Source organism: Micromonospora sp. NPDC005237, assembly GCF_040607775.1.
GTDB lineage: Bacteria > Actinomycetota > Actinomycetes > Mycobacteriales > Micromonosporaceae > Micromonospora.
In genome coordinates, this window is record NZ_JBEXHJ010000006.1 from 381,489 (window position 1) to 407,612 (window position 26,124).

Below are 26,124 nucleotides of genomic sequence, written 5' to 3' on the forward strand. Positions count from 1 at the left end.
GCGTCCTCGATGGCCCGGGGCAGCGAGCACCTGGGCCTCCACCGGAGGAGGCGGGGATGAGCGGTCGAGACGACAACGCTCTGGAGAACGACAGTGAGGCGGCCGAGCGGGAGGCGGCCAAACAGCGCCTCCTGGCCCAGGCCGAGGCGGAGCGCGTACCCGTGGAGGACATGACCCGCGCGGTCCCGGACCGGCGGTGGCGGCGTGACCAACGATGACCTCCCGATCGGCCGCCGCGTCGCCCGCTGGCGGGTGCGGCGGTCGATGACGCAGCAGATGCTCGCCGACCGGTTGCGCAGGTCGAAGAGCTGGGTGGACAAGGTGGAGCGCGGCGTCCGCACCCTGGATCGGTACTCGGTGATCCAGGAGCTGGCCCACGTCCTGCGGGTCGACCCGGAGGTGCTGCTCGGCCAGCCGCGGACCACCCCGGCGGGCACGCCGGACGGGGTGGACGAGATCCGGGCCGCTCTCGCCCGCTACGCCACCCCGAAGGCTCCACCGCAGACGGACGAGCTGAGGCGGCAGGTGGGGCACGCCTGGTTGACCTATCAGCACGCGCACTACGGGCAGTTGGTGCGGCTGTTGCCGGGTCTGCTCGACGCCGCCCAGGGTGCGCGGTCGGCGGAGCTGCTGGTGCAGGCGTACCGGATCACCTCGTCACTGCTGGTCAAGCTCGGCGAGGCCGGCCTAGCCTGGTTGGCCGCCGACCGGGCGATGTCCGCCGCCATTGACGACCCGATCCTGGCAGCAACCGCAGCCATCTCGGTAGCCCAGGCACTGCGCTCGTCCAACCGCGACCACCTGGCCCTAACCGCGACCCTAGCTGCGGCGAACCGCATCGTTCCATCCCCATCCCCATCCCGTCCAGGTGATCATGGGGTTGGCGGGCTTCATGGAGATCGAACAGCCCGTCAACCTCATGATCAACGGGGTGGGAGCGGGGTCGCGCCGGGGGAGTGGGCGGTGGGTGGGACGTTGCTGGTGCAGGCCGCCCTTGCTGCCGCCGGCTGCGGCGAGCACCGCCGCGCCGACGAGCTGATTGACCGGGCCGCAGGGATCGCCGCCAGCCTGAGAGGGTACGACGACACGCACCGCACCAGCTTCGGGCCGGTCGCCGTCGAGGTGGCGCGGGTGCTGGTGGTGGCGCAACGGGGTGACCTCGACGAGGCGCTACAAAGGCACTCGACGATCGTTCGGCGGGAGGCGTGGCGGCGGTTGCCGGCCGAGTACCGGGGTGCCTACCTGGTAGACGTCGCGCGGGCGTACCTCCAGGTGGGTGACGTGCGCGGGGCGGCGCGAGCCCTGGTGGACGCGGACAGTGTCGCGCCGGCTGAGGTTCGGTGCCGGCCGTTGGCGCGTACCCTCATCGCCGATGTTGCCCGTGCGCAGCCGGCGCCGGCCGGCGTGGCGCGACTGGCGACGCTGGTCGGCCTGACCCGCTGACGGCCGGCGCTCGGCCACCACCTTGCCCGCGCCGGCCTCGCCGGCGGTGCGTGAAGGCGGCCACGCAGATCGCCGGAGCCTGACGGCAGTCGCCAGCAGCACGCAGGGACATCCGGCCCCGCCCGGGCTTGATCAACCAGATCAGACCCACGGCGGGGCCGGATGGCTACACACCGGGGAGCACTTCGGGAGCGTCCGGCTCAAGCCGGGACGGGTCACGCGGGTCCGCTGGCCCTGGCCTCACATCATCCAACTGCGGACGACTTCGCCGTGATTTCGGTGACTAAGTGTGGTCGTCCATGCGCTTTCGGTGGTTCCACCCATTGCCGCGCCGCGCTCTGTCTCGTTTCGCCGTTGAGTGGCGTGGATCCAGGTTCCGCGCACCGGCACTTGCGTGAGCTGAACGGGGAAAGCGATGGGATCTGTCCGGCGACGACTGTCGGTGGTATCGGTGGGGTTACTGGTGGCTGGCGCGGCCGGTCTGGGGCTGGCGCCGCCGGCGCTCGCGGCCCCGGGCGACGCCGCTGCGCGGGGCGCGGTGCTCGACCTGGTCGGAGACCCCGGCGACGAGTCGGTCCAGGCCCAGGGCACCTTCGGAAGCGTGACCGCCCCACCCGGCGGCGGTACGGACGAGGAGACGTCGGTGGACATCACCCTCTCCGATCCGGAGAACGTGGTCGCCACCGGCACGGTCGCGGAGGTCACCGCCACCCGCGGGCCGACCACGTCGTCCGCCTCGTCCCAGCTCGCCAACTTCACGCTGAGCGTCCTCGGCGTCGAGGTGCTGGACGTCTCCCAGTTGGGGGTGACCGTCCAGTGCAGCGCCGGCAACACCAGCGCCGGAGCCACCGGCGAGGATATCGCGGTCTTCGGTCAGCCGATCAGCGTCCGTGACACGGCCCAGGAGTTCACCGCGAACGTCACCGTCACCGGTCTGACCAACGCCACCTTGCGCGCCGTCGTCGACCGTCAGCTCACCGGCACGCCGAACAACTCGGTCGCGATCAACGTGCGCGCGCTGCTCTCCGTCTCCGGGCTCAATGGCGCTGAACCGGTGCAGTTCTCGCTCGGGCAGGTGATCCTCGCGGAGGCCTCCTGTCAGAGCCCGCCGGCGGTGCCGCCGACGGCGTCGGCGATCTCGCCGAATTCCGGCCCACAAGCGGGTGGTCAACCGGTGACGATCACCGGCACCGGCTTCGTGCCGAATGCCACGGCGGTGAGGTTCGACGGAGTGGCGGCCACCAACGTGGTCGTGACCGCCGACGGTACGTCGTTGACGGCCGTGACACCGCCGGGAACGGTGGGCCCGGCGGCGGTGGTGGTCACCACGGCCGGTGGCTCGACGCCCGCATTGCCGTACACCTATCTGGCCGACGGCACCGGTGCCGAGGTAACCGGTCTGACGCCGGGCGAGGGGCCGCCCGCCGGCGGTACGACGGTGACAATTACGGGTTCCGGGTTCACCGGGGCGACCGGGGTGACCTTCGCCGGGGTGGCCGGCACCGGCTTCACCGTCAACCCGGCCGGCACCACGATCACGGTGGTGACCCCGCCGAACCCGGCGGGTCCAGCGACCGTCGAGTTGGTCTTCCCGGGCGGTACCGCGAACGCCGGCACGTTCACCTACCGCGCGGTCGCGGTCGCACCGAGGATCGAGTCGCTCTCCCCGGACAACGGCAGCACCGCGGGCGGCACCGTCGTGACCGTCCGGGGCAGCGGGTTCGTCCCGGGCCAGACCACGCTCGGTATCTGCGGACGGACGATCGCCGCGAGTGAGGTCACCGTCGCAGCGAACGGCCGCTCGTTGACGTTCCGCACGCCGCCGTGCGCGGCGGGCAAGGCCGAGATCCGGGTGACCACGCCGGGTGGTACGTCGAAAGAGGTCGCGTTCCACTACGAGGCAATCCTGCCGGTCACCGGCGCCTCACTCGGCATGCCCGTAGCGGCCGGCCTCACCATGCTGCTCACCGGTGCAGTGCTGCTCCTGATGACCCGCCACCGCAGGCAGAACGTCTGACCCGGCCGTGCCCCGGCGCAGATGCCGGGGCACGATCAGCACCGCACCACCTTCGGTCCGATCGTCGTCGACCTGGCGCGGGTGCTGCTGGCGGCGGAGCGGGGTGACGCCGACGAGGCGGTACGACGGCACTCGACTGTGGTGCGGCGGGAGGCGTGGCGGCGGCTGCCGGCCGAGTACCGGGGCGCGTACCTGGTGGATGCCGCGCGGGTGTACCTGCAGGTTGGTGACCTGCGGGGGGCGGCACGCGCGCTGGTCGACGCGGACAGTGTCGCGCCGGCTGAGGTTCGGTGCCGGCCGTTGGCGCGTACTCTCATCGCCGATGTTGCCCGCGCGCAGCCGGCGCCGGCCGGCGTGGCGCGACTGGCGACGCTCGTCGGCCTCACCCGCTGATCAGCCTGAGCGCACCGCCCCGACCGGTTCCCCTGGCCGGCCGTAGCAGCCGAGCGACCAGGGGGTAGCTGGCGGAACCAGTCTCAGCGGTTGCCAGGTCGGGTCGATCCGGCCCCCATTGCCCGTAGGTGTGCCAGCCCTTGTGCCCAGGACTGAATGAGGGTGGTTTCGTGGTAGGCGATCTCGTGTTCCGCGCAGAACTGACGGATCAGCGGCTGGGCGTGGCGGAGGTTGGGTCGGGGCATGCTGGGGAAGAGGTGGTGTTCGATCTGGTAGTTGAGCCCACCGAGTAGTGCGTCGAGGAACGGGCCGCCGCGCACGTTGCGGGAGGTGAGGACCTGTCGGCGTAGGTAGTCGAGGTCGTCGGCCTCGGACAGGATGGGCATGCCCTTGTGGTTCGGGGCGAAGGAGCTGCCCAGGTAGAGCCCGAACAGGGCCTGGTTGACCAGGATGAACACGATCGCCTGCGGAACGCTCAGGACCAGGAACACGGCCCCGAGGTAGCCGGCGAAATGCAGGACGAGCAGGCCGGCCTCCATGCGCCGGCGCTTGAGCCCGCCGCCGCGGACGACCGCCCGGACGCTGGCGCCGTGCAGGTGCAGACCCTCCGCCAGCAGCAGAGGGAAGAACAGCGCCGCCTGGTGCCGGACGAACAGCGCCCCCAGGCCGCGTTGCGCCGCAGCCTGACCCGGGGTGAAGGACAGCGGAGTCACCATGAGGTCGGGGTCGCGGCCCTCGGTGTTCGGATGCGCGTGGTGGCGGTTGTGCTTGTCAACCCACCACCCGTAACTGATCCCGGTCACCAGGTTGGCGCACACCAGGCCGACCACGTCGTTCGCCCGGCGGGAGCGGAAGATCTGCCGATGCCCGGCGTCGTGACCGAGAAACGCCAACTGCGCGAGGAGCACCGCGACACCGGCCGCGGTAGCCGTCTGCCACCACGACGACCCGAGCCGCACGAACAGCACGCCCAGCACTACGAGACAACCCAGCATCACCGTCACCCGCGCCGCGTAGCGGCGGGCTCGTCGGTCGAGGAGACCCGCGTTTCGGACCATGCGGGAGAGGTCGGCGTACTCACTACCCCGGTCGCTGCGGGTGCCAAGATCCGTGTCACTCAACGTCGCCGCTCCTTGTCAGCCACGCCGATCAGCTCGCCGGCTTCGCTGTCAGCCATGACCAGGCGTTCGCGCAATTTCATCGGTGGTCCGACGGGATCGAACAAGCAAACCGCCGCTGACGGCCCCAGTCTTCCTCACAGCCACGTCTTCGCACGAGGAAATCGGCAGCTCACGATGACTGATACGCGAGCAATACCCGCCCTCGTGTAAGTCTGCCGATTGGCTGGGGGCTTCGTCCGTCGAGTCCGACAATCAGCACCGCACCAGCTTCGGTGACGTGCGTGGGGCGGCTCGGGCCCTCGTCGAGGCGGACAGTTGTCGCGCCGGCCGAGGTTCGGTGCCGGCCTCTGGCGCGTACCGTGATCGCCGTTGTCCCCCGCGCGCAGCCGGCGCCGGCCGGCGTGGCGCGACTGGCGACGCTCGTCCGCCACACCCGCTGATCGCACCGCCCTCACCCGGACCTCAGATCCACCGGGTACGCCTCGTCGCGGACTGAGCGACGAAGTCGCGATCGGGGACGGAAGTCCGACGTTGTGTGTTCGTCCGCTCACGGAGGGTCCAATCTGGAACCCGGCTCGCCGTGGGGGCGGTCGTAGACAGCGGACAGTGGAGGTTCGGATGCTGATCATCGCGGAGGAGCGGGACACCTACCCACCGAACGGTCAAATTCCCAACCTGGAGACCGACGAGAAGGCGTGCCACGACATCCTGACCCGGATCAAACCGCTGCTGCCCAGGGACCTCACGGGCGAGGTGGTCGGGGCGTTGGTGAACTGGTCGGCGAGCAAGCTGGTGCCGCACCGAAGCTTCGGGACCTGGGCCGAAGCCATCACCGCCGCGACCAGCAACGCGCGGAACGACATGGCCCTTGCCACCGACGACAGCCAACGGCAGCGTGACGAGGCTGTCGGCGGCGACGACCTGGCGAAGCTCAACGCGGCGGTGGCGAGCACGGGGCGGACCGACGACCCGCAGATCACCTTGCGCGACGAGAGCCGCAGGTGGGCGAACTGCGGAATGGCCGCGTTCCAGATCCGCGAGCAGTTGCGCGACAAGGGCGGCGAGCCCGTCCGCCTGTCGGGCCAGACCTACGGGGCGGGGAAGGGCGACGCGCTCAAGCAGGCGCTGCTCGTCCAGCCCGCCAACGCCCAGACCGTCCTGCTGCTCGACTGCCAGTTCCCGCAGGTGCACAACTTCATCATCGAGGTGCACCACGACGGGTCGCGCTACCTGGCCCAGGGTTACCAGGGCACGTACTTCGCCCACTGGTGGCTCGGAATCAACAACAGCTACTCCGGAGAGGCTCCGCCCAAGATTCTCGCCCTGCGCGAGCGGTACGGGCTGGGTCGCGCGATCAGCCGGGAGAACTACGAGAGCTTGCTCGACGGCCTGGCCGCGGCCATCTCGTCCGGCTGGCAGGAGACCGCGAACCGGTGGCAGACGTTGCCGTTCAACCCTGACCGGCAGGAGATCGACGGGATCCGCCGCCGGTCCGAGGCGCCGACGATCCTCGTCGAGGTGTTCGAGCTGCGCAAACCGGCGGTGGCTCGGGCGACGCTCGGCGGTAACGGCGACGCGTCGCTCAGCGAGCTGGCGACCCGAGGACTGACAACCGCCTGACGCGGTGTTCCCGGTCGGCACCCAACCGGCCGGGAGCACGGAACCGCGGCGGGACCCGGAGAGAGTCCCGCCGCGCGCGCCTATGCGCCCGAGATGGCCTTGAGTGCCGTGTCGAGTGCCTGGTCGGCCGGGACGGGTACGTCGGGGACCACTCCGACGCCTTCCCAGTTGGTGCCGGTGACGCTGTTGATGGTCCGGGCGGTCGGCACGGTCACCAGGATGTGTTCGGTGATCGGGTGGCGGGCCGTCGGATGCGCGCCGCCGCGGGTCGTCTCGCCGACGACGACCGCCCGGCCGTGCGCCTGGAGGGTGTACGCCACGTCCTCGCCCCCGGAGAACGTCATCGCGCTGGTGAGCACATAGACCGGGCGGTCGACATAGCGCGGCGCGGGAAGGTGCGCGGCAGTCCAGAACTGGCGAGTGGCGCCGGTGGACCGCTCGTAGAAGTCGTTGAGGTGCACCTGATCGTCGCGAAAGAAGTAGCTGCACCACATCGCGGCTCCCTCCGGTGCTCCGCCGGAGCACGCGCGCAGGTCCAGGATGAGCGCGGAGCTGAGGGCGACCAGTTGCATGGCCGCGCCGATCGCAGCGGCACCTTCGTCGGCGTACGCGATGCGCCGCACGTCGATCAGCCCGACGTTCCCGTCCACCTGCTCGACCCGGCGGATCCCCTGGTTCTCCGCCCTGAGCAGCGCGAGGAACGCGGCCCGGCCCCCGTCTTCGTCCGCCGGATCGAGCGACTGCGGCTGGTCGGCCCAGAGCAGCCGCAGATGCTTGTCCGGGCACACCTGCTGAAGGTGAGCGGTCACCGTCTCGCAGAGCGCCGGCCCGTCCAGGTCGTCGTACTCGCCGGCCTTGAGGCGGCGCCGGATCGCGGCGTCGATGTCCGCGACCTTCGCAGGAAAGACGTACCCTGCCTCGATCCGATCCAGGGCCTGTTCGATTATCTGTTCGTTTGAGAGCACGGCGGGCCACGGTAGACCGTGAGCAGCCTCGTGACCATCGAATTCCGCGCAGCCCCAGGTGCCGAGCTTCCGAGCCCGCGTCGGACTAGGAGCGCGGCAGCATGCCCACGAGCGACGTGATGATGGCGAGCCGCAGGGCTGTCCGTAGGTCGATGTGGTGGACCGCGAGCGCCGGCTCGGACTCGTACACGGCGAGCAGGCTCGGCGGCGGCGAGGTGTAGGCGGACAGTGCGCCAGCCATCAGCAAGGCGTTCAGGCAGAACAGCTCGGCGCGGTCGCCGACCTCGGGCAGGTGCCGCCGGATGAGGTCGGCCATCACCGCGAGGTTGGCCAGTGAGGCGCGCTTGTGCCGGCGGACCGCCTCGACCGAGACGTTGTGTTCGAGCACCCCGCCCTGCGCACCGAAGAGATCACAGAGCACCGTCTGGGCGGCGAGCGACCGGCTGAGCACGTCCGCCGTCTGCTCGGCCCGTTCCAGCGCGGACCCGCTCGGGTCGACGCCCTGGTCCAGCTCCTGCTCCAGCTCGGCCAGCCAGGTCGTCGTCCGGTCGTCCATCAGGTCGAGCAGCACCGCTTCGCGGGACTCGAAATAGCGCAGCACGGCCGTCTTGGCCAGGCCCACCCGCCGGCTCAGCTCGTTCAGCGTCACCTCGGCCACCGGCATCTCGTCGAGCATCGCCGAGGTGGTTTCCAGGATCGCCTGGCGCCGGACCGCGCGCTGCTCCTCGCTGCGCGCCCGCTTGAACGTCATGTCGCCAACCCTAACTTAGGTACCGCCGGTCTCTTGACAGTGTACCGGCGGTACCTTACCGTTCAGGTGTAACTTACCGGCGGTACATTGGGAGCCTGAGATGAACTGGACCGAGCAGCAGATTCCGCGCCAGGACGGCCGGGTGGCCGTGGTCACCGGGGCCAACACCGGGCTGGGCTTCGAGACCGCCCGGCTGCTCGCCGAGCGCGGGGCGTCGGTCGTGCTGGCCGTGCGCGACACCGAGAAGGGCAAGCGGGCCGCCGCCCGGATGAACGGCGACGTCTCCGTACAGGAACTGGATCTGACCTCGCTGGACTCCGTGCGCGCCGCCGCGGCCGACCTGCGCGCCGCCCACCCGCGGATCGACCTCCTGATCAACAACGCAGGCGTGATGTACACCCCGAAGCAGACCACCCGCGACGGCTTCGAGATGCAGTTCGGCACCAACCACCTGGGCCACTTCGCGCTCACCGGCCTGCTGCTCGACCTGCTGCTGCCGGTGCCCGGCTCCCGGGTGGTCACGGTCAGCAGCGTCGGCCACCGCATCCGCGCCGCCATCCACTTCGACGACCTGCAGTGGGAGCGCTCGTACGGCCGGGTCGCCGCCTACGGCCAGTCCAAGCTCGCCAACCTGATGTTCACCTACGAGTTGCAGCGCCGGCTCGCCCCGCACGGCACCACGGTCGCGGTGGCCGCACACCCCGGCGTCTCCAACACCGAACTGGTCCGCAACTCCCCGGCGGTCGTCCGCGCACCGATCACCTGGCTCGCCCCGGTGATCACCCAGCCCGCGACGGCCGGCGCGTTGCCCACCCTGCGAGCCGCCACCGACCCGTCCGTCCTCGGCGGGCAGTACTACGGCCCCGACGGCCTGGGCGAGACGCGCGGCCACCCGGAGCTGGTCACCTCCAGCCCCGAGTCCTACGACCTGACCGTGCAACAACGCCTCTGGGCCGTCTCGGAAGACCTCACCGGCGTGCGGTTCCCGGTCGGCCAGGCAGCCTTCGCGGCGTGACCGCGCCACGAGGCAGGTGACCGGTCGCGGCGAGGCCCGGACGGGTCCCGCCGCGACCGTCAGCGTGAGGTCTGGCGACGTCAGCGGGGCGCGACGCTTATCCCTCGGCCGACCTGCCAGGAGGCGGCGGGCCAGGCCGTGATGAAGCCAGCGATCAGCCCGATCTGGCCGGCGAACCAGAATGTCGGGCTGTCGGGTCGCAGGGTTGGCTCCGGAAAGACCATGTGATGCGCCAGCGTCAGCCACGCGAACAGCGCCACCTCGAACGCGGTGATCGTCAGCAGTTCGACCTTCACGACTGTCGTCAGCGCGTGCCCGATCTGTGCGACGCTGCGAGGGGGCCCCTCGAAGAGCCGAAAGAGAACGGCGATCGTCACCGCCGCCAGATAGTCGCCGGCGTAAGCGATCCACAGCCCGTTCTGGGCCGGGTCGAATCTGACGGCGTACAGGGCAACCTCGGCGACGATGAAGCCGAGAGCGCAGTGCGCGCCACAACGGGACACCTGGGTCAGGATGATGCCCCGGTGGGGCCGTCGAGGTTGATCGTCCCGCCGCCGTGGCGAGAGCGCCTCGGGCCTGCCCCATTTCCAGTAGAGGCAAACGGCCGCCGGACCGACGTAGAGGACGGTTACCAGCCAAACGATCTCCATGACCTTGACCGGCTGACGGTGCCCGTAGAGATAGGTGTCGGCGAGGACGATCGCGAAGCTGACGACGCCGACCGCGAGCGAGGCCCAGGAGAGCGCCAGGAGCCAGGTCGGCTGCATCCTCGCCCCTTCCACGCGCCGGGCGCCGGTGCCTGCCGCGGCCGATGAGGGAGGGGGCTCGCTGACTGGTGTCGACGGCCGAGGACGCCCCACAGTCCTTCACGGCGTACTCGTCCGTACCGGCCGATCGGCCGTTCGTCGTGCGGGCCGCTAGCTGGCGAAGTCGACGCCCGCGAACGTGGCGGAGCGGTGCGCGGCGAGGTGTTCGGCCTGTGCGGTGATGGCGTCGCGCGTCCCCGCCGACAGTCTCTGCCAGGGCTGGACCGCGATCGTGAGCGTCCTGCCGGACTTACGGGGTCGCCAGGTGCCCACCAGGTCGCCGTCGACCAGGACGGCGCCCGGCCGACCCAACACCGGCCACAACTCCTTGGCGTGGGCGGGGTCGGGCACCAGCGTCGCCCGGTCCCTGGCCTGGAGGAACAGGTCGAACGGGCCGAGGAGGCGGCTTGTGGTGGCGTCGGCCGACTCCAGCGCCTTCTCGTCGGCGGACAGCAGCCACCGCACCTCGCCGTCGACCGTCACCTCGACCACGTCGTCGGGCCAGCGCGCCTTCACGTCCTTCACGGGGGCGTCGAGATAGCCGGCCACCTGTTTCGGGGTGGCCGGTCCGAGCAGGCGAAGGTATGCGCGGATCAGGTCGAACCGGTCGACCGGGGCGGCGGCCCTCGTGAACCCGGTGATGCGGCGCAGGATCGGAGGCGAGGTGTCGAGTTGCAGTTCCAGGCCGGCCCGCGCGGCGGCGAGCCGGAACGGCATCTCGTAGAGGTGCGTGGCGTCGCACACCCGGCAGAACCGCAGGTACGGCTCGGGCAGCACCGTGGCCAGGCGGCCGGAGACCTCTCCCTTGACCGTCGGCGTGGTGACGATGGTCCGCATGCGCGCGGCCACCTCGTCGAGGGCGGCGAGGTTGTCGATGCCGGCGGCCTTCAACGGGTTGGCCGCGTCGTAGATGCGCTTGCCCGCGTCGGCATCGGAGAACGGTTCGACCGCGGCCACCACGTGGCCCACGTCGGCTCGGCGGTAGAGGTGCGGGGCGCCGCGCACCGTCCACAGCAGGACCACGTCCGCGTCGGACATCGCGGTCACGTCGACCCCACGGACAGCGAGGGCCCACCGGGCGCCGTCCGGACCGGTGTTCTGCACCCCGATGTCGAGGACGGCGGTGTCGGCGAGCGTGCCCTCGTCCCGGTCGAGCTGCTGGGCCCGGACGCGGAAGTTCATCACCTGGCGCCGATCAACCATGTCTGCACCCTAGCCACGGCGGCTCGTGCGGTGGGCCCAGGCGTGCAGCGCCCGTGCCGGAACCGCCGCGGCTCACTCCACCTGGGCGTGTCGTGATCCGGACACATTGGCCGCGCTCGCCCTGCACGCCCGAACTCACCTGCGTGGACGGTCGCCGTCGCTTCCGCCGGTCCCGGCGGGGGAGCCGGCGCGGGTGTCCACACGCGGCGCCCGGATGGTGCAATAGGGGAACGCTGATGGCAGCAATGACGGAGGTACCCGTGGACGGTGTGGAACTGCTTCTCGCCGCCCTGGCGCTCGGCGCGTCGACAGGCGTGGCCGACGCGACAAGCGCCGCGGTCCGCGATGCCGCCGAGAGCTTCCGGGGCCTGGTGCGTCGCCGGCTGACCGGCGAGGGCCAGGAGGCGCTGCGAGCGTTCGAGGCCGGGGGCACCGACTCGGGCGTCTGGCAGGTGCACCTCGCCGACGATCTCACCCGCGCGGGCGTCGACCGGGACGAGCAGATCCTCAGCCTCGCGCGGGAGCTGCTGGCGCGGGCCGAGGCGGCCGGAGTGCGCACCGAGATCGGCCAGGTCGACCTGCGCGGGTCAAAGGGCGTCCAGCTTGGCAGCTACAGCACCCAGCACAACACCTTCAACTGAGGCAGCCGGGCAGATGGGCGACAGCGGGCAGTCGGAGGACGACCGGTCGCGCGGCGTCGACGCCCGCCACGCCCAGGGCGTCCAGTTCGGCCCCCACAGCCGCCAGTACAACACCTTCGGCCCGGTCGTACGGTCGGCGTACCCGGCGGAGGTGCACCGGATCGCCCCGGCCGACCTGCTCGACCGCGACGCCGAGCTGGCGCGGCTCGCGGCCTTCTGCACGGGTGACGGGTCGGGCGCGTACCTGCGGTGGGAGGCTGCCCCGGGCACCGGGATGACCGCGCTGCTGTCCTGGTTCGTGCTCCACCCGCCCCCGGGCGTACGGGTCGTGTCGTATTTCGTCGTCGCCGGCCGCACCGAGCGGGAGACCCGCGAGGCGTTCGTCGACGTCGTGCTGGAGCAGTTGGTCGAGCTGACCGACCGGTACATGCCGGGTCATCTCACCGGGTCCACCCGGGAGGCGCACCTGCTGGGCCGGTACGTCGACGCGGCCCAGGCGTGCGAGCGGCGGGGCGAGCGGCTGGTGCTCATCGTCGACGGCCTCGACGCCCGACGCGACGCCTCCGCTGTCGCGACGCTCCTGCCCGACCGGCTGGTCGGTGGAATGCGGGTGGTGCTCGGCACCGACCTCGGGTGGCGCGCCCCCGCCGACCTGCCACCGCGGCATCCGCTGCGGGAGCCGAACCGGCCCCACCTGCTGGCGCCGTTCGTCGGCCCCGACGAGCGCGCCCGGCGGGAGGCGGAGGACGCCCGGCGTGCCGACGAGCGGGCCCGGCGGGAGGCGCAGCGACACCAGGCCGCCGAGGAGCGCCGCACCGCGCAGCGGCAGATCGACCAGTGGCAGGCCGCCGAGGCGGAACGGGCCAGGCCGGCGGCGCGGGCGGCAGCCGTGCGGCGTGCGCTGACGTTCGTCGCCGGGTGGACGGGCCTCCTCGTCCTCGTCACCTGGTTGGCCCGGGGTTGGCCCGATCCGCGGGTCGCGGGCATCCTGAGCGCCCAGCTCGTGGCGGGTGGGCTGGCCGCCGCGATCGTGCTCGTACCGTCGGCGTTCCGGCTCGGTGCGGCGTACGCGTCGAGGCCGGCCTCGCCGGCCGCCTGGATCGATCGATCCCGGTACGGCCTGCTGATGCAGGTGATCGCCTTCCTGGTGTTCGTCGTCCTGGGCGGAGCTGGCGCGGGCGACTACCTCGACGCCCTCGACGACCGGCAACTGGAGCGGTCCGTCGGCCGGGCCGGGGCTCTGCCCTCCTTCGACGAGGTGGTGGCGTTCCTGTTCCTGCTGCTCATCGCGGTCGGCTGCGTCGCGGCCGGCCTGTACCTCGCCGCGAGAGCCGTCCGACCCTGGTCCGAACGGCACCGGGAGCGGGAACGAGCGTTTCGGGCACTCGTCGACGCGGCGGCCGCCGCTGCCGCGCGCGAAGCGTCCGCGGGAATGAGCGCCGACGTGCTGTCCCCGCGAGCGGCCGACCGGACCAAGGCGTACCAGAACATGCTGGCCCGGCTGGGGCAGCGCCGGCGTCACCCGCCCCGCTAGGTGCCGTCGTCGGCGAAGGCGCGGGGTGTGAACGGAGTCAGGAGGAGATCGGTGAGGCGCTGCGTGGCGTCCTTGTCACCGGTCAGGTCAAGCACGCCCGCGTCCACTGCCGCCGCCACGGTGATCTGGTGCCCGCAGACGGCTCGGAGGGTGTCGATGTCGGTGGTGAGTGTCGCGTCGGGTTCGGGGGTCGTGCCGCGGCGCAGCTGCACCGAGTCGTCGGCGACCTCGGCGAGGTAGGTGTCGGCGTCGATGTGGAACGCGTAGACGCCGCGGAGATCGGCCGCTCGCGCCGGATCGAACCCCGCCTTGATGGTGAGCAGCAGGGAGTCGATGCCGAGAGCGCCCTCGGGGAGCTGCGGGGACTGGCTTCCCCAGCGGCCGAACTGCAGCAGGATGGGCTCCAGTGCGCGCCCCCATTCGGTCAGCTCGTAGAGGTGGACACGCGTCGGCGGCCCCAGGTCCCGCCGTCGCACCACGCCGTGCTCGGTCAGCTCGCGCAGCCGCTGGCTCAGCACGTTCGGGCTCACCCCGGGGAGCCCGCCGAGCAGGTCGTTGAAACGCCGGGGGCCGAGCAGCTGCTCGACACCCCCGTGGCGCGGCGCCTGCTCGTGGCGCCACTGGCCCGGCTCGCCTACACCAGCGGGGACGGGACGCCGCGGCTGATCCCGGTGAATTTCCTGTGGACCGGCGACGAGCTGGTCGTCGGCGCGTTCGCCGGCACGTACAAGATCCGCGACCTGCGTGCCCGACCGGACGTGGCGATCTGCATCGACACCGCCGACGGGCTACCCGAGGTGCTCATGCTGCGCGGGAAGGTCACCCTGACGGAGGTCGAGGGCGTCCTGCCGGAGTACGCCGTCATCCAGCGCGCGGGGATGGGCGACGAGGTGGGCGACGCCTACCTGACGGCGATCGACAAGCCGGGCCTCCGGATGGTCCGGATCGGCCTGCGCCCGACGTGGGTCGGAGTCGTCGACTTCCAGGAGCGCTTTCCCGACCGGACACCGGAACCCGTCCGAGCCGCGCTCGGCGGCGGTCGCTGACCAGCATCAACGCACCATGATGGAGGACTGGGATGCCGAAGATCGTCGTGTCGATGTGGATCACCCTGGACGGATTCGTCGCCGGCCCGGACGACGAGATGGACTGGCTGCTGGCCGACGACCAGCTGCAGAGGTACGAGCGGGAACTGGTGGAGAGCGCCGGCAGCCTGATGCTGGGCCGGGTCACCCACGCCGACTTCGCCGGCTACTGGCCGGTGGCCGCCCGCAACCCCGACGAACCGGCCGCCGTCCGTGGATATGCCCAGCGACTCGACGCCCTGGAAAAGATCGTCGTCTCCGCCTCGGGAAACATCGCAGACTGGAAGGGCACCCGGAGGATCGCGCGCATCGACCCCGACGAGATCGCCGAGATCAAGCGTGAATCCGGCGGGACATCGTGGTGTACGGCAGTCTGGCGGTGATCCGCTCCCTTGCCGATCTCCGACTCATCGACGAGATCCACCTCCTGGTGCACCCCCTGTTCCTGCGCCAGGGCAAGGCGCTGTTCGACGGCGGGCGACCGCCCGTACGACTGGACCTGGTGTCCGCCGAACCCTTCGAGTCCGGCGTCGTCCTCATGACGTACCGCCCGCGGGGTGCTGCAACCGGGCGGTCGACGCCGAGAAACTAGAGTCGGTGGCGTGCGGATCCGGATCGAGGGCAGTGACCTCCCAGGCCGTCGGGCCGGCGCGGACGCCGACGCGCTGCGGCTCGGCAACGTGCACGTCGGAATCCAGCGCAAGACCGAGGTGATCGATCGCGTACGGGCCGACGCGGGCACGGCGAGCTGGTACGTCGAGGTGTCCAGCCGGGAGGTCGACGGGGTGCTGGACGTCGGCGGACCATTCGTGCACGGGCGCCCCGGAGCGCGGTTTCTGTACCTGAGCTGGGGCGCGCTGTCCGATGACGGGTTCGCGATGTTCCGGCGAGCGAAGCTGATGTTCACCGACATTCCGACCGAGCTGCTGCGCGCCGCACACGAGGGCAACGGGCTGCTGGTGGGCAGTCTGGGGCTGACGGACACGACCGGCGGGCCGGTGTGCGCTCGGGTCCACCCACCCGCCATCACCTGGACGGTGCGACAGCCGCCGGTCGCGACGTCCACCCGGCCGCCCGTACCAGACGGACGGCCGGGGGAGGGGACGTCGTCAGGCCACCAGTGAGAACTGCCCGTTGTCCAGGTCGTAGCGGGCGCCCACGACCCGCAGGGTCGCCCACCGGGCAACCCCGGCCGCGCGAGGCGACCGGGGGACCCGGCGGGCGGAGTGGGTCAGCGGACCTCGCGGTCGAGGGCGGCGACCTCGCGTACGGCGGTGGCGACCGCCGCGAAGTCCTTCTTGAGGATCGCGCCGTGGTTGCTGGCGACCTTCGCGCCGACCCGGATGTTCGGGTTGCGGACGGTCACCGCGTCGAGGCTGGCACGGATGCGTTCCTGCTCGTCGCCCTTGCTGCCGAAGGACGTCCCCGACGCGACCACGTACCGCACCGGAACGGTGATGGCGTCGAGCACCGGGCCCAGCTCGCGCTCGGCGGAGAGCCGTCCCAACTCGATGTTGCTCTCCGCCTGCTCGTCGGCGTTCATCCGCGGGACCAGGCCCGTCGGGCGCAGCAGGGGCATGAACCAGCGCATCCGCCGGAACAGCTTCCGGATGCGCTGCTCCATGGCCTCGTCCAGCCAGTCGTGCGGGAACGCGCCGTCGACCAGCACCGCGCCGACGGTACGGTGCGGGTTCCGGTTGGCCCAGTGCGCGCCGACGACCGCGCCGTACGACCAGCCCACGAGCACCGCCCGGTCCACGCCCCGGGCGGCGAGAACGGCGTCGACGTCCCGGACGGCTGCCTCGAACGAATAGTCCGCCGAGCGCCCCGACTTTCTGCCGCGGGCTCGCTCGTCGTAGGTGATGTGCCGCCACCCGGTGCCCAGGTCGGTGATGACGCGTCGCCAGTACCCCTGGGTGGCGAACTGGCCGTTGAGGAAAACCACCGGGATGCCCGAACCGCCGGTGTCGGTGACGGCCAGGGCCGTGTCGTCGACCGGCACCATGCCGGTCCAGGTCGAGCTGGTCGAGGAGGAATTGTTCGTCGTCATGGTCGTACTCCTGAGGGGTTGGGGGTTCAGAGGCTGCGGGCGGTGATGTCGCCGTGCGAGGTGGTGGCGTGGATGTCGAGGTCGGCGCTGCCGGTGTTGGTGAGGGCGTTGCTGACGCGGCCGTGGCCGGTGCCGGCGTCCAGGGCGGCCGAGACGCCGCTGGCGGCGGCGACCGAGATGTCGCCGGACTGGGTACGCAGCACGACCGCGCCGCGCCGGGCCTCGGCGACGAGGATGTCGCCCCGCGTCGTGCTGATCTCGGCCGGGCCGTTGAGCCGGCCGACCTCGACGTCGCCGTCGATCGCGGTGAGACGCACGCTCGCGGCTTCGTCGATCTTGATGTGGCGGTACGCGCCGTCGACGGTGACGTCACCGAGGCGTCCGACGCCGCGCAGCTCGGCGCTGGCGGCCCGGACCTCGACGCGGGAGTCGGCGGGCAGTTGGACGGTCACCTCCACCGAGCCGGAGGGGCCGAGGAGCTGGTTGGCAGGGGTCGCGGTCGTGACCCGCAGGACGCCGTCGGCGTACGCAATGGTGGTCCGGTCGGCGGCCCGGGTGTCGCGGCTCCGGCCGGCGTCGGTGGGCCGGACCTCGACTGTGGTGTCCGCGCGGTCGGCGGCGATGAACTGGACGCGCCCGGCGGGGATGTCCAGGACGGCGGAGATGGGGGCGGGGGTCGGGAAGCTCTGCATCACGTTCTCCTGGTGCTCGTTCCGGTGTTTCTGATGTGGGAAACGCTACGTTGCTTTCCATCAGCCGGCAACAAGTCTGTTGCGTCCAAGCAGCATATAAGCAGTTCAAAGGCTTGAAAGTGTTGCAATGGCTCGGAATATAACGCAACGCTACGGCGGCGAGCCATTGCAATCGGATGAGGGTGAACGCTATGGTGGGAGCGCGCCGAGGCGCTCCGAGAAACCACCACCGAGGAGATCGCGATGCCGGGAGGCAGACTCACCCAGCAGGAACGCCAGCAGATCGCGCTGGGGCTGGCCGACAGCCTGCCGTACGCCGAGATCGCCCGGCGGCTCGACCGTCCGACCTCGACGGTCACCCGCGAGGTGTTGCGCAACGGCGGTCCGAACGCCTACCGCGCCGACCTGGCCCACCGCGCCACCGAACGCCGCGCCCGCCGACGCGCGCCCGCCTCGGCCCGCGCGGCCGAGTTGGTCCCGCAGCCGCACGGCCGTGACGCCGAGGCCGTCGCCGAGTACGAGGAGACGTTCACGACCGTCCTCATGGCCTCGGGCCTGAACAAGATGTCGGCCCGGGTGCTGACCTGCCTGTTCACCACCGACACGGGCAGCCTGACCGCGTCGGAGCTCGCCCAGCGCCTCCAGGTCAGCCCGGCGTCCATCTCCAAGGCGATCGCCTTCCTGGAGAGCCAGAGCCTCGTGCGCCGGGAGCGCGACGAGCGCCGCCGCGACCGCTACGTCGTCGACAACGAGCTCTTCTACCAGGCGACGATCGCCAGCGCCCGCGCCAACGACCAGCTCGTCGAGACGGCACGCCAGGGTGTCGCCGTCCTCGGTCCGCACACCCCCGCCGCCGCCCGCCTGGAGAACATCGCCCGCTTCCTGGACTTCATCAGCGAGAGCATCACCCGCGCCGCCGAACAGGCCCGCGACGTCCTGCACAGCAGACCCGAGTGACCGTCAGGCGGTTCCGCCCGTCGACGGCGGCCGGTCAGGCCGGTGGCGGGCGAACGCGTCGACCCGGCCCCACCGGCCGGGAATGTCCAGCAACGCGACCCGGGCGAAGGCGGTCGGCAACGCGGGATTCACGGCGAGATGGTCGTCGTGCGGGTCGATGCCGAGCAAGGTGCGCAGCAGCAGCATGGGCGCCCCGCTGGACCACGCCTGCGGGCTGCCGGCGGTCGGGTACCGGACCGGGTAGCGGGTGGTGCTGCGGTCGTACCCACCGAACGCCTCGGGCAGCCGGCCCTGAAAGAAGGTCGCGGCGGACAGGATGCCCTCGGCGATGCGGCCGGCCTCCGTGCCGAACCCGTACCGGCGCAGGCCCCAGGCGATGAAGGAGTTGTCGAACGGCCAGACCGTGCCGTTGTGGTATCCGAGCGGGTTGTAGCGGCCCTGCCCCTCCGCGAAGGTCCGCACCCCCCAGCCCGAGAAGAGCGCCGGACCCATCAGGTGCTCGACGACACGTGCGGCCCGCTCGGGTGGCACGATGCCGCTCCACAGCAGATGCCCGATGTTCGAGGAGAGGCTGTCGACCGGCGTCCCGTCGTGGTCGAGCGCGAGGGCGTAGTAGCCGTCGTCGTCGAGCCAGAAATCGCGGTTGAAGCGGTCGTACAACTCTGCCGCCTCGCTTTCCAGGCGGTCGGCGTAGTCGGGGTCGCCCCAGAAGGCGCGCGCCAACCGCGCCCCGCGCATCTTGGCGTCGTAGGCGTACCCCTGGGTCTCGCAGGTGGCCCTCGGGAACCCGGGCAGCCGGCCGTCGGCGTAGGAGATGCTGTCCCAGGAGTCCTTCCAGCACTGGTTGTCCAGGCCGGTGGCGCGGTTGCGTTTCTCGTACCAGACGTAGCCGGTCGACGTCAGGTCGGCGTACGTGTCGATCCAGGTCAGGGCCGCGCGAGCCTCCTGCTCCAACTCCATCACCAGCGCGGTGTCGCCGCTCCACCGCTCGTACTCGTCGAGCAGCACCACGAACAGGGGCGACGCGTCGACGGTGCCGTAGTAGGGCGAGTGTGGCTGTTCCTCGAACGCGGCAGACTCCCCGTAGCGCAGCTCGTGCAGGATCCGGCCGGGGTCCTCCTCCAGGACGTCGTCGGACCGGGCGCCCTGCAACGACGCGAGGATCCGCAGCGTCGGCGGGGCCAACGACGGTGTGATGGGCAGGGTCTGCAGGCAGGTCAGCAGGCTGTCGCGGCCGAACAGGGTCATGAACCAGGGCAACCCGGCCGCGGGTACGGTCGCGCCGCCGAGCGAGAGCGGCGCGAAGCGCAGCGCCGCCAGGTCCACCAGGCTGCGGTGGTACACCTGCTGCAGCGCCGCGCTCTCGGTGTCCAGTGTCGGCGCCTGCGCGACCCACTCCCGCACGCTGTCCGGCAGAGTGGAGTCGTCCGGGCGCTGCGCCCGTAGGGCGTCACGCAGGTCGACGCCGTCCGGGCGCAGTGCCCGCATGGCGGCCTGCAACCGGGTGGTCCACTGCTGCCCGGGCTCCAGACGCACGGCGAACCGGAGGCCGCTCGGATCGATGGTGGCCGGCTCGCTCGCCGACACGACAACCTCGCGCCGGTACGTGCCGCGCCGATAGCCCATCCGCAACTCGTTCGCGTCGACCTGGGTGTAGTAGCTGCCGACCTTGTCGTGGAGGTCGAACTTGATCTCGAAGATGTCGGCGAAGTCGGCCGCCACCTCCAGGCGGACGTCCAGGTCGATAATCGACTGACCGTAGTTGAAGATCGTCAGCGACTCGGTCAGGTCCGGGCCGATGTGTCGTCGCCGGATGGCGGACACGTCCGCCTCGACGTAGTCGACCGCCCCGCCCGGCACGACGAAGAACGTGACCTCGTAGTACTGGCTGTCGTCCACCGACAGGGCGGCCATGCGTTCACCGTTGACGGTGAGCACCCAGCGGGACAGGAAGCGGGTGTCGGCGGCGAACAGCCCGACCGGGGTGGCCGGGGAGGAATGCACGTCGCCACTGGCGTCCGACACGATGAACGTGTTCCCGTCGATGCACGACACGGTGCCGGGGATGTCCCTCATCGGCTACGTTCCGCTGGCCGGGCCAACTGGGTGGGGTCGCCGGCCGCTCGCGGAAACAGCCGTCCGATGCGCAACGCCAGGCCGAGATCACCGTCGACCAGGATCTCGCCGCGGGCGATCGCCGCCAGCCCGTTCACCTCACCGCGCGCCATCGCGTCCGCGACCTGCGCGGACACCCTGATGACGGTGGTGGCGGGGTCGCCGCTCCTGGACACCTGCATGTCGCCGTGGTCGATGACGAGGAACCACTGCTCCAGGTCGTCCCCGCTCCCGATGTCGAAGCGCACGCTTCCGCACACCTTCTGGAAACGCGGATCCCGGCAGGCGGCGGCCAGCCGCTCGAAGAAGGCACTGGTCGCCGACATCCCACCTCCCCGGCGCGCGCTGGTTAGAAACGGATGGCGGCTACCCGCTGCGGGGGGCTGTTAACGCTCAGCGTGGGCGTCGTTCAGGGCGGGAGCGTGAAGCGGGTCCAGGTGGTCGGCAGCCGGACAGAGGCTGAACAGTGGCTCGGCGGAATTCGGGTGTCGGCGCGGCAGGCGTACCGCTCACAATGTCCGCCATGGCGAGAGAGCGCGTACTGGCGCGGGTCGAGGCCGACCTGCGGCGTGGGCACGTCCACCCCGCGATGCAGCGGCTGACGAGCCTGAACGCCGCGTACCCCGACGACCTGGAGCTGCGCTCCCGGCGTGCCGCGCTGTACCGGCAGGTGGGCAACGTGGCCGAGGCCGGGCGGTGGGGATTCCTCACCGAGGACGCCGGCGCGCAGGAGGTCGTCTCGTTCGAGAGGTCCTACCCGGGCGCCTGGCGACGTCTGCGCGCGTTGAGGGTGATCGCCGACCCCACCGACCGGCTCGGGCCGGTGGCGGGCGCGCGGCTCGCCCAGCTGGTCCGCCAGGCCGAGCGGGAGGGCCCCGCCCCGGTCACCTGGACCGAGTTCGGCCCCCGCTCGGCTGAGCCCGACTCGTGGCGGGACGCGCTGGGTTGCCTGGTGGCGACCGTGATCGGTCTGGTCCTGGTGGCGCTCACCGTCGTCGGCCTGATCACCGTGCTCCGCTGGGCGCTGTAGGAGGACCCGGGTACGCGTGGGATGAGCGGCCTTTGGGCGTTCTGTCCCGAATCGGTCTCCTGGGGTGGGCGTACCGCATAGCGTCACGGAGGCGGACCCACCGCCGGTGCGCCGCGCGTCGGCGGGCACGGCCCCGCGGAAGGGACCGGACATGGATCGAGTCGAGACGGTGCTCCTGCCGGAGCTGGACGGGCCGGTCCCGACGACCCTGCCGAGGGCGCTGGGTCTGTTGAGCCTGGCCCTGGGCGTGGGCGCCCTGGCCGCACCCCGATCCCTCGCGCGACTGACCGGGGTGGACGACTCCCCGGCGGCGCAGGCGGTCGTCCCGGCCGTCGGCGCACGCGAGCTGGTGCACGCCGTCGGCCTGCTCACCGGCCGCCGCCCTGTCGGCTGGGCGTGGACGCGGGTGGCCGGTGACGCGCTCGACCTCACCCTGCTGGGCCGGGCGATGGCCGACCGTCGGGGTGACCGCCGACGGCGCCTGGCGCTGACGACCGCCGCGATCGCCGGCATCACCGCCCTGGACGCGGCCGTCGCCATCGGCGCCGGCCGCGCGCGACGGGCCCGCGCCCGGGTGATCCGGATGGAGATCGCGGTGACCGTGAACCGGTCGCCCGCGGAGGCGTACCGGTTCTGGCGCGACATGGAGAACCTGCCGACGTTCATGGCGCACCTGGAGTCGGTACGCGCCGACGACCTGCGCCGCTCCCACTGGGTCGCGCGCGGCCCGGCCGGTCGCCACGTCGAGTGGGACGCCGAGATCATCGACGACCAGCCGAACAGGGCCATCACCTGGCGCTCGCTGCCGGGCACCCGGGTGGCCAACGCCGGGCGGGTCCGGTTCGCGCCCGCCCCGGGCGACCGGGGCACCGAGGTGCGGGTGCAACTGCGCTACGCGCCCCCGGCCGGCGCGCTGGGCCGGTCGGTGGCCAAGCTCTTCGGTGCGGAGCCCGAGCAGCAGGTCCGCGACGACCTGCGCCGGTTCAAGCAGGTGCTGGAGGCCGGCGAGGTGGTCCGCTCCGAGGGCAGCCCGAACGGCATCTCCGTACGCCAGCAGGCCATGCAGCGGCCCGCGCAGCCGCTGCCGGCGTCCCGTCGCTGACCACCCACGCCGTCGAAAGGGACCGCGGAGATGAAGGCCACCGCCTGGATGGGCACCGACAGCGTCAAGGTGATCGACGTGCCCGACCCGACGATCATGAATGCCCGCGACGCGATCGTGAAGATCAGCACCACCGCGATCTGCGGCTCCGACCTGCACCTCTACCACGGCTACATTCCGGCCATGCGCAAGGGAGACATCCTCGGCCACGAGTTCATGGGCGAGGTGGTGGAGGTGGGCCCGCAGGTGCGCAACCTCAAGCCCGGCGACCGGGTGGTGGTGCCCTTCCCGATCGCCTGTGGGCACTGCTCGTCGTGCCAGCGGGGCCTGTACTCGGTGTGCGAGAACTCCAACCCCAACGCCGGGATCGCCGAGAAGGTCATGGGCCACTCGCCGGCCGGCATCTTCGGCTACTCCCACCTCCTCGGCGGGTACGCGGGCGGTCAGGCCGAGTACGCCCGGGTGCCGTTCGCCGACGTCGGCCCGCTCAAGGTGCCCGACTACATCCCCGACGACCAGGCGGTCATGCTCGCCGACGCCTTCCCGACCGGCTACATGGGCGCCGAGATGTGCGACATCAAACCGGGGCAGGTCATCGCGGTCTGGGGCGCGGGACCGGTCGGGCTGCTCGCCGCCGCCAGCGCCCGGCTGCTCGGCGCGGAGCGCGTGATCGTCATCGACCGGTTCCCGTACCGGCTGCGGCTCGCCGAGGAGCACGTCGGCGCCGAGACGATCAACTATGCCGAGGCCGACGTGCTGGACACCCTCGACGAGATGACCGCCGGCCGGGGGCCGGACGCGTGCATCGACGCGGTCGGCCTGGAGGGCCACCACGGCAACGCGGCCCTGTACGCGTACGACCGGGCCAAACAGGCCACACGGACCGAGACGGAACGGCCCTTCGCGCTGCGCGAGGCGATCCTGGCCTGCCGCTCCGGCGGGGTGGTGTCGGTCATCGGCGCGTACGGGGGCTTCGTCGACAAGTTCCCGATGGGCGCGTTCATGAACCGGTCGCTGATCATGCGGACCGGCCAGTGTCACGTGCAGCGCTACACCCGGCCACTGCTGGAACGCATCCAGCTCGGCGAGATCGACCCGAGCTTCGTCGTCAGCCACCGGCTGCCGCTGCGCGACGCCGCGAAGGGCTACAAGATCTTCCAGAAGAAGCAGGACGACTGTACGAAGGTGCTCCTCAAGGCCTGAGCGTCGACCGGCCGCCGCGCGCGGCCCTCCGGGCGGTATTCGGGGGCGGCGTCGTACTCGAAGATCGGGATCGTGCTGCTCCCCGAGTGGCGGGGGAGGGGCGTCGGATGGCGCGACGGACATCTTTACAGCCGGCTGCGCGACGATCCGCCGCCCGCAGCGCTCGCCGGGAGCTGATTCCGGGACGGGGCACCCGTGCCGGTCCACCGCTACCCAGACACCGCATCACCGGACGCCGTGCCACCCCGTTTGTGCCCGGCGAGCCGGGGAAACCGCCCCGTTCGCCCGGCGGGCCGCACGGCCGGCCGAGCAGACGGAAGGAGCGGGTCATGGAGTACGACCAGATGATCGCCACGGTGCGCCAGCGTGCGGGCCTCGGGGAGAACGAGGCCGTGCGGTCCGTACAGGCCGTCCTGTCGGTGCTCGGCGAACGGCTCGCCGGCCAGGAGGCCGACCACCTGGCGGCACAGCTACCGGATCGGCTGGACGCGTCGGTCACCCGTAATCCGCAGGGCCGCCGGTGGGACATCGGTGAGTTCCTCAAGCACGTCGGCGACCGGGAGCAGGTCGCGAATGCGGACCAGGTGCGTCAACACGCCCAGGCGGTGCTGCGTACCGTCGCCGAGGCCCTCAACGACGACGAGCGACAGGACCTGCTCGCCCAACTGCCGGGCGGCATCATCGACCTGTTCGGCGTGCCGACACCGCGCGGTTGACCGTCGCCGCAGATCAGGGGATCGGCCACTCGTGCACCGGCCGGTTGCTGTGCATCAGCGTCACGTAGTGCCGGACCACCTCGCGCAGCGCCTCCGGCCGGTCCAGGTGATCGGCGGACTCCAACCGGTGCAGCGTCTCCACCTGCCAGGTCGCGCCGTTGCGGCTGGTCAGGCAGCGCTGCTCGATGATGCCCAGCAGCCGGTCGCGCTCGGTCGGATCGAGGCCCCACCGGTCCAGGCCGTGGTGCGCCATCGGCAGCAGCCGGCGCAGCACCAGCTCGGTGACCGGCAGGTAACCGAGGCCGGGCCAGAAGACCTGCGCGTCGATGCCGTGCCGGGCGCAACTGGTGAAGTTCTCCTCGGCGGCGCTGAACGACATCTGTGACCACAGTGGGCGATCCGACTCGGCCAGGGCGCGGACCAGTCCGAAGTAGAAGGCGCCGTTGGCGATGGTGTCCAGCACGGTCGGCCCGGCCGGCAGCACCCGGTTCTCGACGCGCAGGTGCGGCCGGCCGCGCGACACGTCGTACACCGGGCGGTTCCAGCGGTAGATCGTGCCGTTGTGCAGCCGCAGCTCGGCCAGGTTGGGCACCTCGCCGGCCGCGAGGGTCTGCGCCGGGTCCTGCGGGTCGCACACCGGCAGCAGCGCCGGGAAGTAGCGGACGTTCTCCTCGAACAGGTCGAACACGCTGGTGATCCACCGCTCGCCGAACCAGACTCTGGGGCGTACCCCCTGGGCTTTGATCTCTTCCGGCCGGGTGTCGGTGGCCTGCTGGAACAGCGGGATGCGGGTCTCGCGCCACAGCTCCCGGCCGAAGAACAGCGGCGCGTTCGCGCCCAACGCCACCTGGATGCCGGCGACCACCTGGGCGGCGTTCCAGTAGTCGGCGAACTGCGCCGGGCTGACCTGGAGGTGGAACTGGGTGCTCGTGCAGGCCGCCTCCGGGGTGATCGTGTCGGCGGTGACCGCCAGGCGCTCCACCCCGCTGATGGCGATCGGCAGGTCCTCACCCCGGGCGGCGAAGATCTGCTCGTTGAGCAGCTTGTAGCGCGGGTTCGCCGAGAGCGTCTCGGCGGTCAGGTGCTCGGGGCGCAACGTCGGCAGGATGCCGATCATGACCATGTGCGCGCCGATCGCCCGCGCCTTCTCCTCGGCGGCGTTGAGGCTGGCCCGCACGTGCTCCTCGAAGTCGGCGGTGCCGGTGCCGGTCAGCCGCCGCGGCGGCACGTTGATCTCGATGTTGAACTGGCCCAGCTCCGTCTGGAAGCTCGGATCCTCGATGGCCGCCAACACGTCGGCGTTGCGCATCGCCGGGTTCGACGCCTCGTCGACGAGGTTCAGCTCGATCTCCAGCCCGGTCATCGGCCGGTCGATGTCGAACCGCGACTCGCGCAACATCTCGGCGAAGACGTCCAGGCAGTTGCGCACCTTCTCGCGGTACCGGGCCCGGTCCTCCCGACTGAAGGTCCGTACGCCGACATCCTCGCCCATGGTCACCACCCTGTCACCGCTGGTCCCCCCCAAACCTCGCACGTGGCCGGCGGGCGGGGGAAGACCCGAGGGTTCTTTCCTACCCAGTCGCGGGCTCCGTGACCCCTGTCGCACGCTGCGTGGCCGACGAGGGCGCGAACGGCCGGCACCGTTAGCATTGCCGCCCGAGAGGT

At 71.3% G+C, this 26,124-nt stretch carries 28 protein-coding genes; 17 read left to right on the forward strand and 11 right to left on the reverse strand.

What is annotated here, in order from left to right; translation table 11 throughout:
* Window positions 1-56 precede the first annotated feature (56 nt).
* The 4 genes from ABZT87_RS19030 to ABZT87_RS19045 all read left to right on the forward strand — a co-directional run bounded on the left by ABZT87_RS19030 (window position 57) and on the right by ABZT87_RS19045 (window position 3,853).
* Entirely contained in the window at window positions 57-218 is a 162-nt protein-coding gene (locus ABZT87_RS19030) for a hypothetical protein (protein WP_355136988.1), read from the forward strand.
* Window positions 205-1,443 carry a helix-turn-helix domain-containing protein gene (locus ABZT87_RS19035; protein ID WP_355136990.1) on the forward strand — a complete coding sequence of 413 codons (1,239 nt, stop codon included), beginning with the start codon at window positions 205-207 and terminating at the stop codon, window positions 1,441-1,443. The genes ABZT87_RS19030 and ABZT87_RS19035 overlap by 14 nt, the downstream gene beginning before the upstream one ends.
* Before the next feature lie 451 nt (window positions 1,444-1,894).
* On the forward strand, window positions 1,895-3,460 hold the full coding sequence (locus tag ABZT87_RS19040; protein ID WP_355136991.1) for an IPT/TIG domain-containing protein: 1,566 nt from the start codon (window positions 1,895-1,897) through the stop codon (window positions 3,458-3,460).
* 21 nt (window positions 3,461-3,481) lie between these two features.
* Complete coding sequence (locus tag ABZT87_RS19045) at window positions 3,482-3,853, forward strand: hypothetical protein (RefSeq protein WP_355136993.1); 372 nt, start codon at window positions 3,482-3,484, stop codon at window positions 3,851-3,853.
* 83 nt (window positions 3,854-3,936) lie between these two features.
* On the opposite strand, the gene ABZT87_RS19050 is transcribed toward ABZT87_RS19045, so the two are convergent.
* Window positions 3,937-4,911, reverse strand: a complete 975-nt coding sequence (locus ABZT87_RS19050; protein ID WP_355137131.1) for an acyl-CoA desaturase — start codon at window positions 4,909-4,911, stop codon at window positions 3,937-3,939.
* A 681-nt stretch (window positions 4,912-5,592) separates the two neighbouring features.
* On the opposite strand from ABZT87_RS19050, the gene ABZT87_RS19055 reads away from it, so the two are divergent.
* Window positions 5,593-6,594 (forward strand): hypothetical protein, encoded by a 1,002-nt coding sequence (locus ABZT87_RS19055; RefSeq protein ID WP_355136995.1) that lies wholly within the window; start codon window positions 5,593-5,595, stop codon window positions 6,592-6,594.
* 80 nt (window positions 6,595-6,674) lie between these two features.
* On the opposite strand, the gene ABZT87_RS19060 is transcribed toward ABZT87_RS19055, so the two are convergent.
* Together ABZT87_RS19060 and ABZT87_RS19065 are read right to left on the reverse strand one after the other, a co-directional pair.
* Window positions 6,675-7,559: a S41 family peptidase gene (locus tag ABZT87_RS19060; protein WP_355136996.1), complete on the reverse strand. Its 885-nt coding sequence runs from the start codon at window positions 7,557-7,559 to the stop codon at window positions 6,675-6,677.
* Window positions 7,560-7,644: 85 nt separating this feature from the next.
* Window positions 7,645-8,310, reverse strand: a complete 666-nt coding sequence (locus ABZT87_RS19065; RefSeq protein ID WP_355136997.1) for a TetR family transcriptional regulator — start codon at window positions 8,308-8,310, stop codon at window positions 7,645-7,647.
* Window positions 8,311-8,410: 100 nt separating this feature from the next.
* On the opposite strand from ABZT87_RS19065, the gene ABZT87_RS19070 reads away from it, so the two are divergent.
* Window positions 8,411-9,325: an SDR family NAD(P)-dependent oxidoreductase gene (locus tag ABZT87_RS19070; protein ID WP_354860744.1), complete on the forward strand. Its 915-nt coding sequence runs from the start codon at window positions 8,411-8,413 to the stop codon at window positions 9,323-9,325.
* 80 nt (window positions 9,326-9,405) lie between these two features.
* Here ABZT87_RS19070 and ABZT87_RS19075 read toward each other — a convergent pair whose 3' ends face one another.
* The gene (locus tag ABZT87_RS19075; protein ID WP_355136998.1) at window positions 9,406-10,092 is read right to left on the reverse strand and encodes a DUF4396 domain-containing protein; all 687 of its coding nucleotides are present in this window, start codon (window positions 10,090-10,092) and stop codon (window positions 9,406-9,408) included.
* Between the two features lie 150 nt (window positions 10,093-10,242).
* Window positions 10,243-11,334, reverse strand: coding sequence for a winged helix DNA-binding domain-containing protein (locus tag ABZT87_RS19080; RefSeq protein WP_355137000.1), 1,092 nt, complete (start codon window positions 11,332-11,334; stop codon window positions 10,243-10,245).
* 260 nt (window positions 11,335-11,594) lie between these two features.
* On the opposite strand from ABZT87_RS19080, the gene ABZT87_RS19085 reads away from it, so the two are divergent.
* Together ABZT87_RS19085 and ABZT87_RS19090 are read left to right on the forward strand one after the other, a co-directional pair.
* Entirely contained in the window at window positions 11,595-11,975 is a 381-nt protein-coding gene (locus tag ABZT87_RS19085; RefSeq protein WP_355137002.1) for a hypothetical protein, read from the forward strand.
* A 13-nt stretch (window positions 11,976-11,988) separates the two neighbouring features.
* Complete coding sequence (locus ABZT87_RS19090; protein WP_355137004.1) at window positions 11,989-13,509, forward strand: hypothetical protein; 1,521 nt, start codon at window positions 11,989-11,991, stop codon at window positions 13,507-13,509.
* Here the strand turns inward: ABZT87_RS19090 and ABZT87_RS19095 are convergent.
* The gene (locus tag ABZT87_RS19095; RefSeq protein ID WP_355137133.1) at window positions 13,506-14,186 is read right to left on the reverse strand and encodes a winged helix-turn-helix transcriptional regulator; all 681 of its coding nucleotides are present in this window, start codon (window positions 14,184-14,186) and stop codon (window positions 13,506-13,508) included. The genes ABZT87_RS19090 and ABZT87_RS19095 overlap by 4 nt on opposite strands.
* Between ABZT87_RS19095 and ABZT87_RS19100 the strand changes: the two genes are divergently transcribed.
* From ABZT87_RS19100 to ABZT87_RS19115, 4 genes are read left to right on the forward strand one after another with little or no spacing between them, the layout of a single operon-like run.
* A complete protein-coding gene (locus tag ABZT87_RS19100) occupies window positions 14,103-14,555 on the forward strand; it encodes a pyridoxamine 5'-phosphate oxidase family protein (RefSeq protein ID WP_355137006.1) in 453 nt (150 codons plus the stop codon). The two genes, ABZT87_RS19095 and ABZT87_RS19100, sit on opposite strands and share 84 nt — an antisense overlap.
* 32 nt (window positions 14,556-14,587) lie before the next feature.
* Complete coding sequence (locus tag ABZT87_RS19105; protein ID WP_355137008.1) at window positions 14,588-14,977, forward strand: dihydrofolate reductase family protein; 390 nt, start codon at window positions 14,588-14,590, stop codon at window positions 14,975-14,977.
* A complete protein-coding gene (locus ABZT87_RS19110; RefSeq protein WP_355137010.1) occupies window positions 14,974-15,186 on the forward strand; it encodes a dihydrofolate reductase family protein in 213 nt (70 codons plus the stop codon). The genes ABZT87_RS19105 and ABZT87_RS19110 overlap by 4 nt, the downstream gene beginning before the upstream one ends.
* 10 nt (window positions 15,187-15,196) lie before the next feature.
* Window positions 15,197-15,718 (forward strand): DUF5990 family protein, encoded by a 522-nt coding sequence (locus ABZT87_RS19115; RefSeq protein ID WP_355137012.1) that lies wholly within the window; start codon window positions 15,197-15,199, stop codon window positions 15,716-15,718.
* A 107-nt stretch (window positions 15,719-15,825) separates the two neighbouring features.
* On the opposite strand, the gene ABZT87_RS19120 is transcribed toward ABZT87_RS19115, so the two are convergent.
* Entirely contained in the window at window positions 15,826-16,644 is an 819-nt protein-coding gene (locus ABZT87_RS19120) for an alpha/beta fold hydrolase (RefSeq protein WP_355137014.1), read from the reverse strand.
* Window positions 16,645-16,670: 26 nt separating this feature from the next.
* Complete coding sequence (locus tag ABZT87_RS19125; protein WP_355137016.1) at window positions 16,671-17,336, reverse strand: DUF4097 family beta strand repeat-containing protein; 666 nt, start codon at window positions 17,334-17,336, stop codon at window positions 16,671-16,673.
* Between the two features lie 243 nt (window positions 17,337-17,579).
* Here ABZT87_RS19125 and ABZT87_RS19130 point away from each other — a divergent pair, with 243 nt between their 5' ends.
* Window positions 17,580-18,293, forward strand: a complete 714-nt coding sequence (locus ABZT87_RS19130; protein ID WP_355137018.1) for a helix-turn-helix domain-containing protein — start codon at window positions 17,580-17,582, stop codon at window positions 18,291-18,293.
* Window positions 18,294-18,296: 3 nt separating this feature from the next.
* Here ABZT87_RS19130 and ABZT87_RS19135 read toward each other — a convergent pair whose 3' ends face one another.
* Together ABZT87_RS19135 and ABZT87_RS19140 are read right to left on the reverse strand one after the other, a co-directional pair.
* Window positions 18,297-20,360: a glycogen debranching N-terminal domain-containing protein gene (locus tag ABZT87_RS19135; protein ID WP_355137135.1), complete on the reverse strand. Its 2,064-nt coding sequence runs from the start codon at window positions 20,358-20,360 to the stop codon at window positions 18,297-18,299.
* A gap of 5 nt (window positions 20,361-20,365) precedes the next feature.
* Window positions 20,366-20,734, reverse strand: coding sequence for an SCP2 sterol-binding domain-containing protein (locus ABZT87_RS19140; protein ID WP_355137020.1), 369 nt, complete (start codon window positions 20,732-20,734; stop codon window positions 20,366-20,368).
* Window positions 20,735-20,931: 197 nt separating this feature from the next.
* Here ABZT87_RS19140 and ABZT87_RS19145 point away from each other — a divergent pair, with 197 nt between their 5' ends.
* The 4 genes from ABZT87_RS19145 (at window position 20,932) to ABZT87_RS19160 (ending at window position 24,459) form a co-directional block, all read left to right on the forward strand.
* On the forward strand, window positions 20,932-21,438 hold the full coding sequence (locus ABZT87_RS19145) for a DUF6584 family protein (RefSeq protein ID WP_355137022.1): 507 nt from the start codon (window positions 20,932-20,934) through the stop codon (window positions 21,436-21,438).
* Window positions 21,439-21,589: 151 nt separating this feature from the next.
* On the forward strand, window positions 21,590-22,540 hold the full coding sequence (locus tag ABZT87_RS19150; protein ID WP_355137024.1) for an SRPBCC family protein: 951 nt from the start codon (window positions 21,590-21,592) through the stop codon (window positions 22,538-22,540).
* Between the two features lie 30 nt (window positions 22,541-22,570).
* Window positions 22,571-23,743 carry a zinc-dependent alcohol dehydrogenase gene (locus ABZT87_RS19155; protein ID WP_355067256.1) on the forward strand — a complete coding sequence of 391 codons (1,173 nt, stop codon included), beginning with the start codon at window positions 22,571-22,573 and terminating at the stop codon, window positions 23,741-23,743.
* Between the two features lie 329 nt (window positions 23,744-24,072).
* The gene (locus tag ABZT87_RS19160; RefSeq protein WP_354863076.1) at window positions 24,073-24,459 is read left to right on the forward strand and encodes a DUF2267 domain-containing protein; all 387 of its coding nucleotides are present in this window, start codon (window positions 24,073-24,075) and stop codon (window positions 24,457-24,459) included.
* A 13-nt stretch (window positions 24,460-24,472) separates the two neighbouring features.
* Here the strand turns inward: ABZT87_RS19160 and ABZT87_RS19165 are convergent, their stop codons facing one another.
* The gene (locus ABZT87_RS19165) at window positions 24,473-25,951 is read right to left on the reverse strand and encodes a glutamate--cysteine ligase (RefSeq protein ID WP_354863078.1); all 1,479 of its coding nucleotides are present in this window, start codon (window positions 25,949-25,951) and stop codon (window positions 24,473-24,475) included.
* Between the last annotated feature and the right edge of the window lie 173 nt (window positions 25,952-26,124).

Coding starts and splice junctions, on each gene's coding strand:
- ABZT87_RS19125 (WP_355137016.1), bottom strand. CDS start 17,336: ATGCAGAGCTTCCCGACCCCCGCCCCCATCTCCGCCGTCCTGGACATC.
- ABZT87_RS19155 (WP_355067256.1), top strand. CDS start 22,571: ATGAAGGCCACCGCCTGGATGGGCACCGACAGCGTCAAGGTGATCGAC.
- ABZT87_RS19030 (WP_355136988.1), top strand. CDS start 57: ATGAGCGGTCGAGACGACAACGCTCTGGAGAACGACAGTGAGGCGGCC.
- ABZT87_RS19120 (WP_355137014.1), bottom strand. CDS start 16,644: ATGACGACGAACAATTCCTCCTCGACCAGCTCGACCTGGACCGGCATG.
- ABZT87_RS19165 (WP_354863078.1), bottom strand. CDS start 25,951: ATGGGCGAGGATGTCGGCGTACGGACCTTCAGTCGGGAGGACCGGGCC.
- ABZT87_RS19045 (WP_355136993.1), top strand. CDS start 3,482: ATGCCGGGGCACGATCAGCACCGCACCACCTTCGGTCCGATCGTCGTC.
- ABZT87_RS19070 (WP_354860744.1), top strand. CDS start 8,411: ATGAACTGGACCGAGCAGCAGATTCCGCGCCAGGACGGCCGGGTGGCC.
- ABZT87_RS19080 (WP_355137000.1), bottom strand. CDS start 11,334: ATGGTTGATCGGCGCCAGGTGATGAACTTCCGCGTCCGGGCCCAGCAG.
- ABZT87_RS19145 (WP_355137022.1), top strand. CDS start 20,932: ATGGCGAGAGAGCGCGTACTGGCGCGGGTCGAGGCCGACCTGCGGCGT.
- ABZT87_RS19065 (WP_355136997.1), bottom strand. CDS start 8,310: ATGACGTTCAAGCGGGCGCGCAGCGAGGAGCAGCGCGCGGTCCGGCGC.
- ABZT87_RS19105 (WP_355137008.1), top strand. CDS start 14,588: ATGCCGAAGATCGTCGTGTCGATGTGGATCACCCTGGACGGATTCGTC.
- ABZT87_RS19150 (WP_355137024.1), top strand. CDS start 21,590: ATGGATCGAGTCGAGACGGTGCTCCTGCCGGAGCTGGACGGGCCGGTC.
- ABZT87_RS19140 (WP_355137020.1), bottom strand. CDS start 20,734: ATGTCGGCGACCAGTGCCTTCTTCGAGCGGCTGGCCGCCGCCTGCCGG.
- ABZT87_RS19075 (WP_355136998.1), bottom strand. CDS start 10,092: ATGCAGCCGACCTGGCTCCTGGCGCTCTCCTGGGCCTCGCTCGCGGTC.
- ABZT87_RS19050 (WP_355137131.1), bottom strand. CDS start 4,911: ATGGTCCGAAACGCGGGTCTCCTCGACCGACGAGCCCGCCGCTACGCG.
- ABZT87_RS19055 (WP_355136995.1), top strand. CDS start 5,593: ATGCTGATCATCGCGGAGGAGCGGGACACCTACCCACCGAACGGTCAA.
- ABZT87_RS19160 (WP_354863076.1), top strand. CDS start 24,073: ATGGAGTACGACCAGATGATCGCCACGGTGCGCCAGCGTGCGGGCCTC.
- ABZT87_RS19090 (WP_355137004.1), top strand. CDS start 11,989: ATGGGCGACAGCGGGCAGTCGGAGGACGACCGGTCGCGCGGCGTCGAC.
- ABZT87_RS19130 (WP_355137018.1), top strand. CDS start 17,580: ATGCCGGGAGGCAGACTCACCCAGCAGGAACGCCAGCAGATCGCGCTG.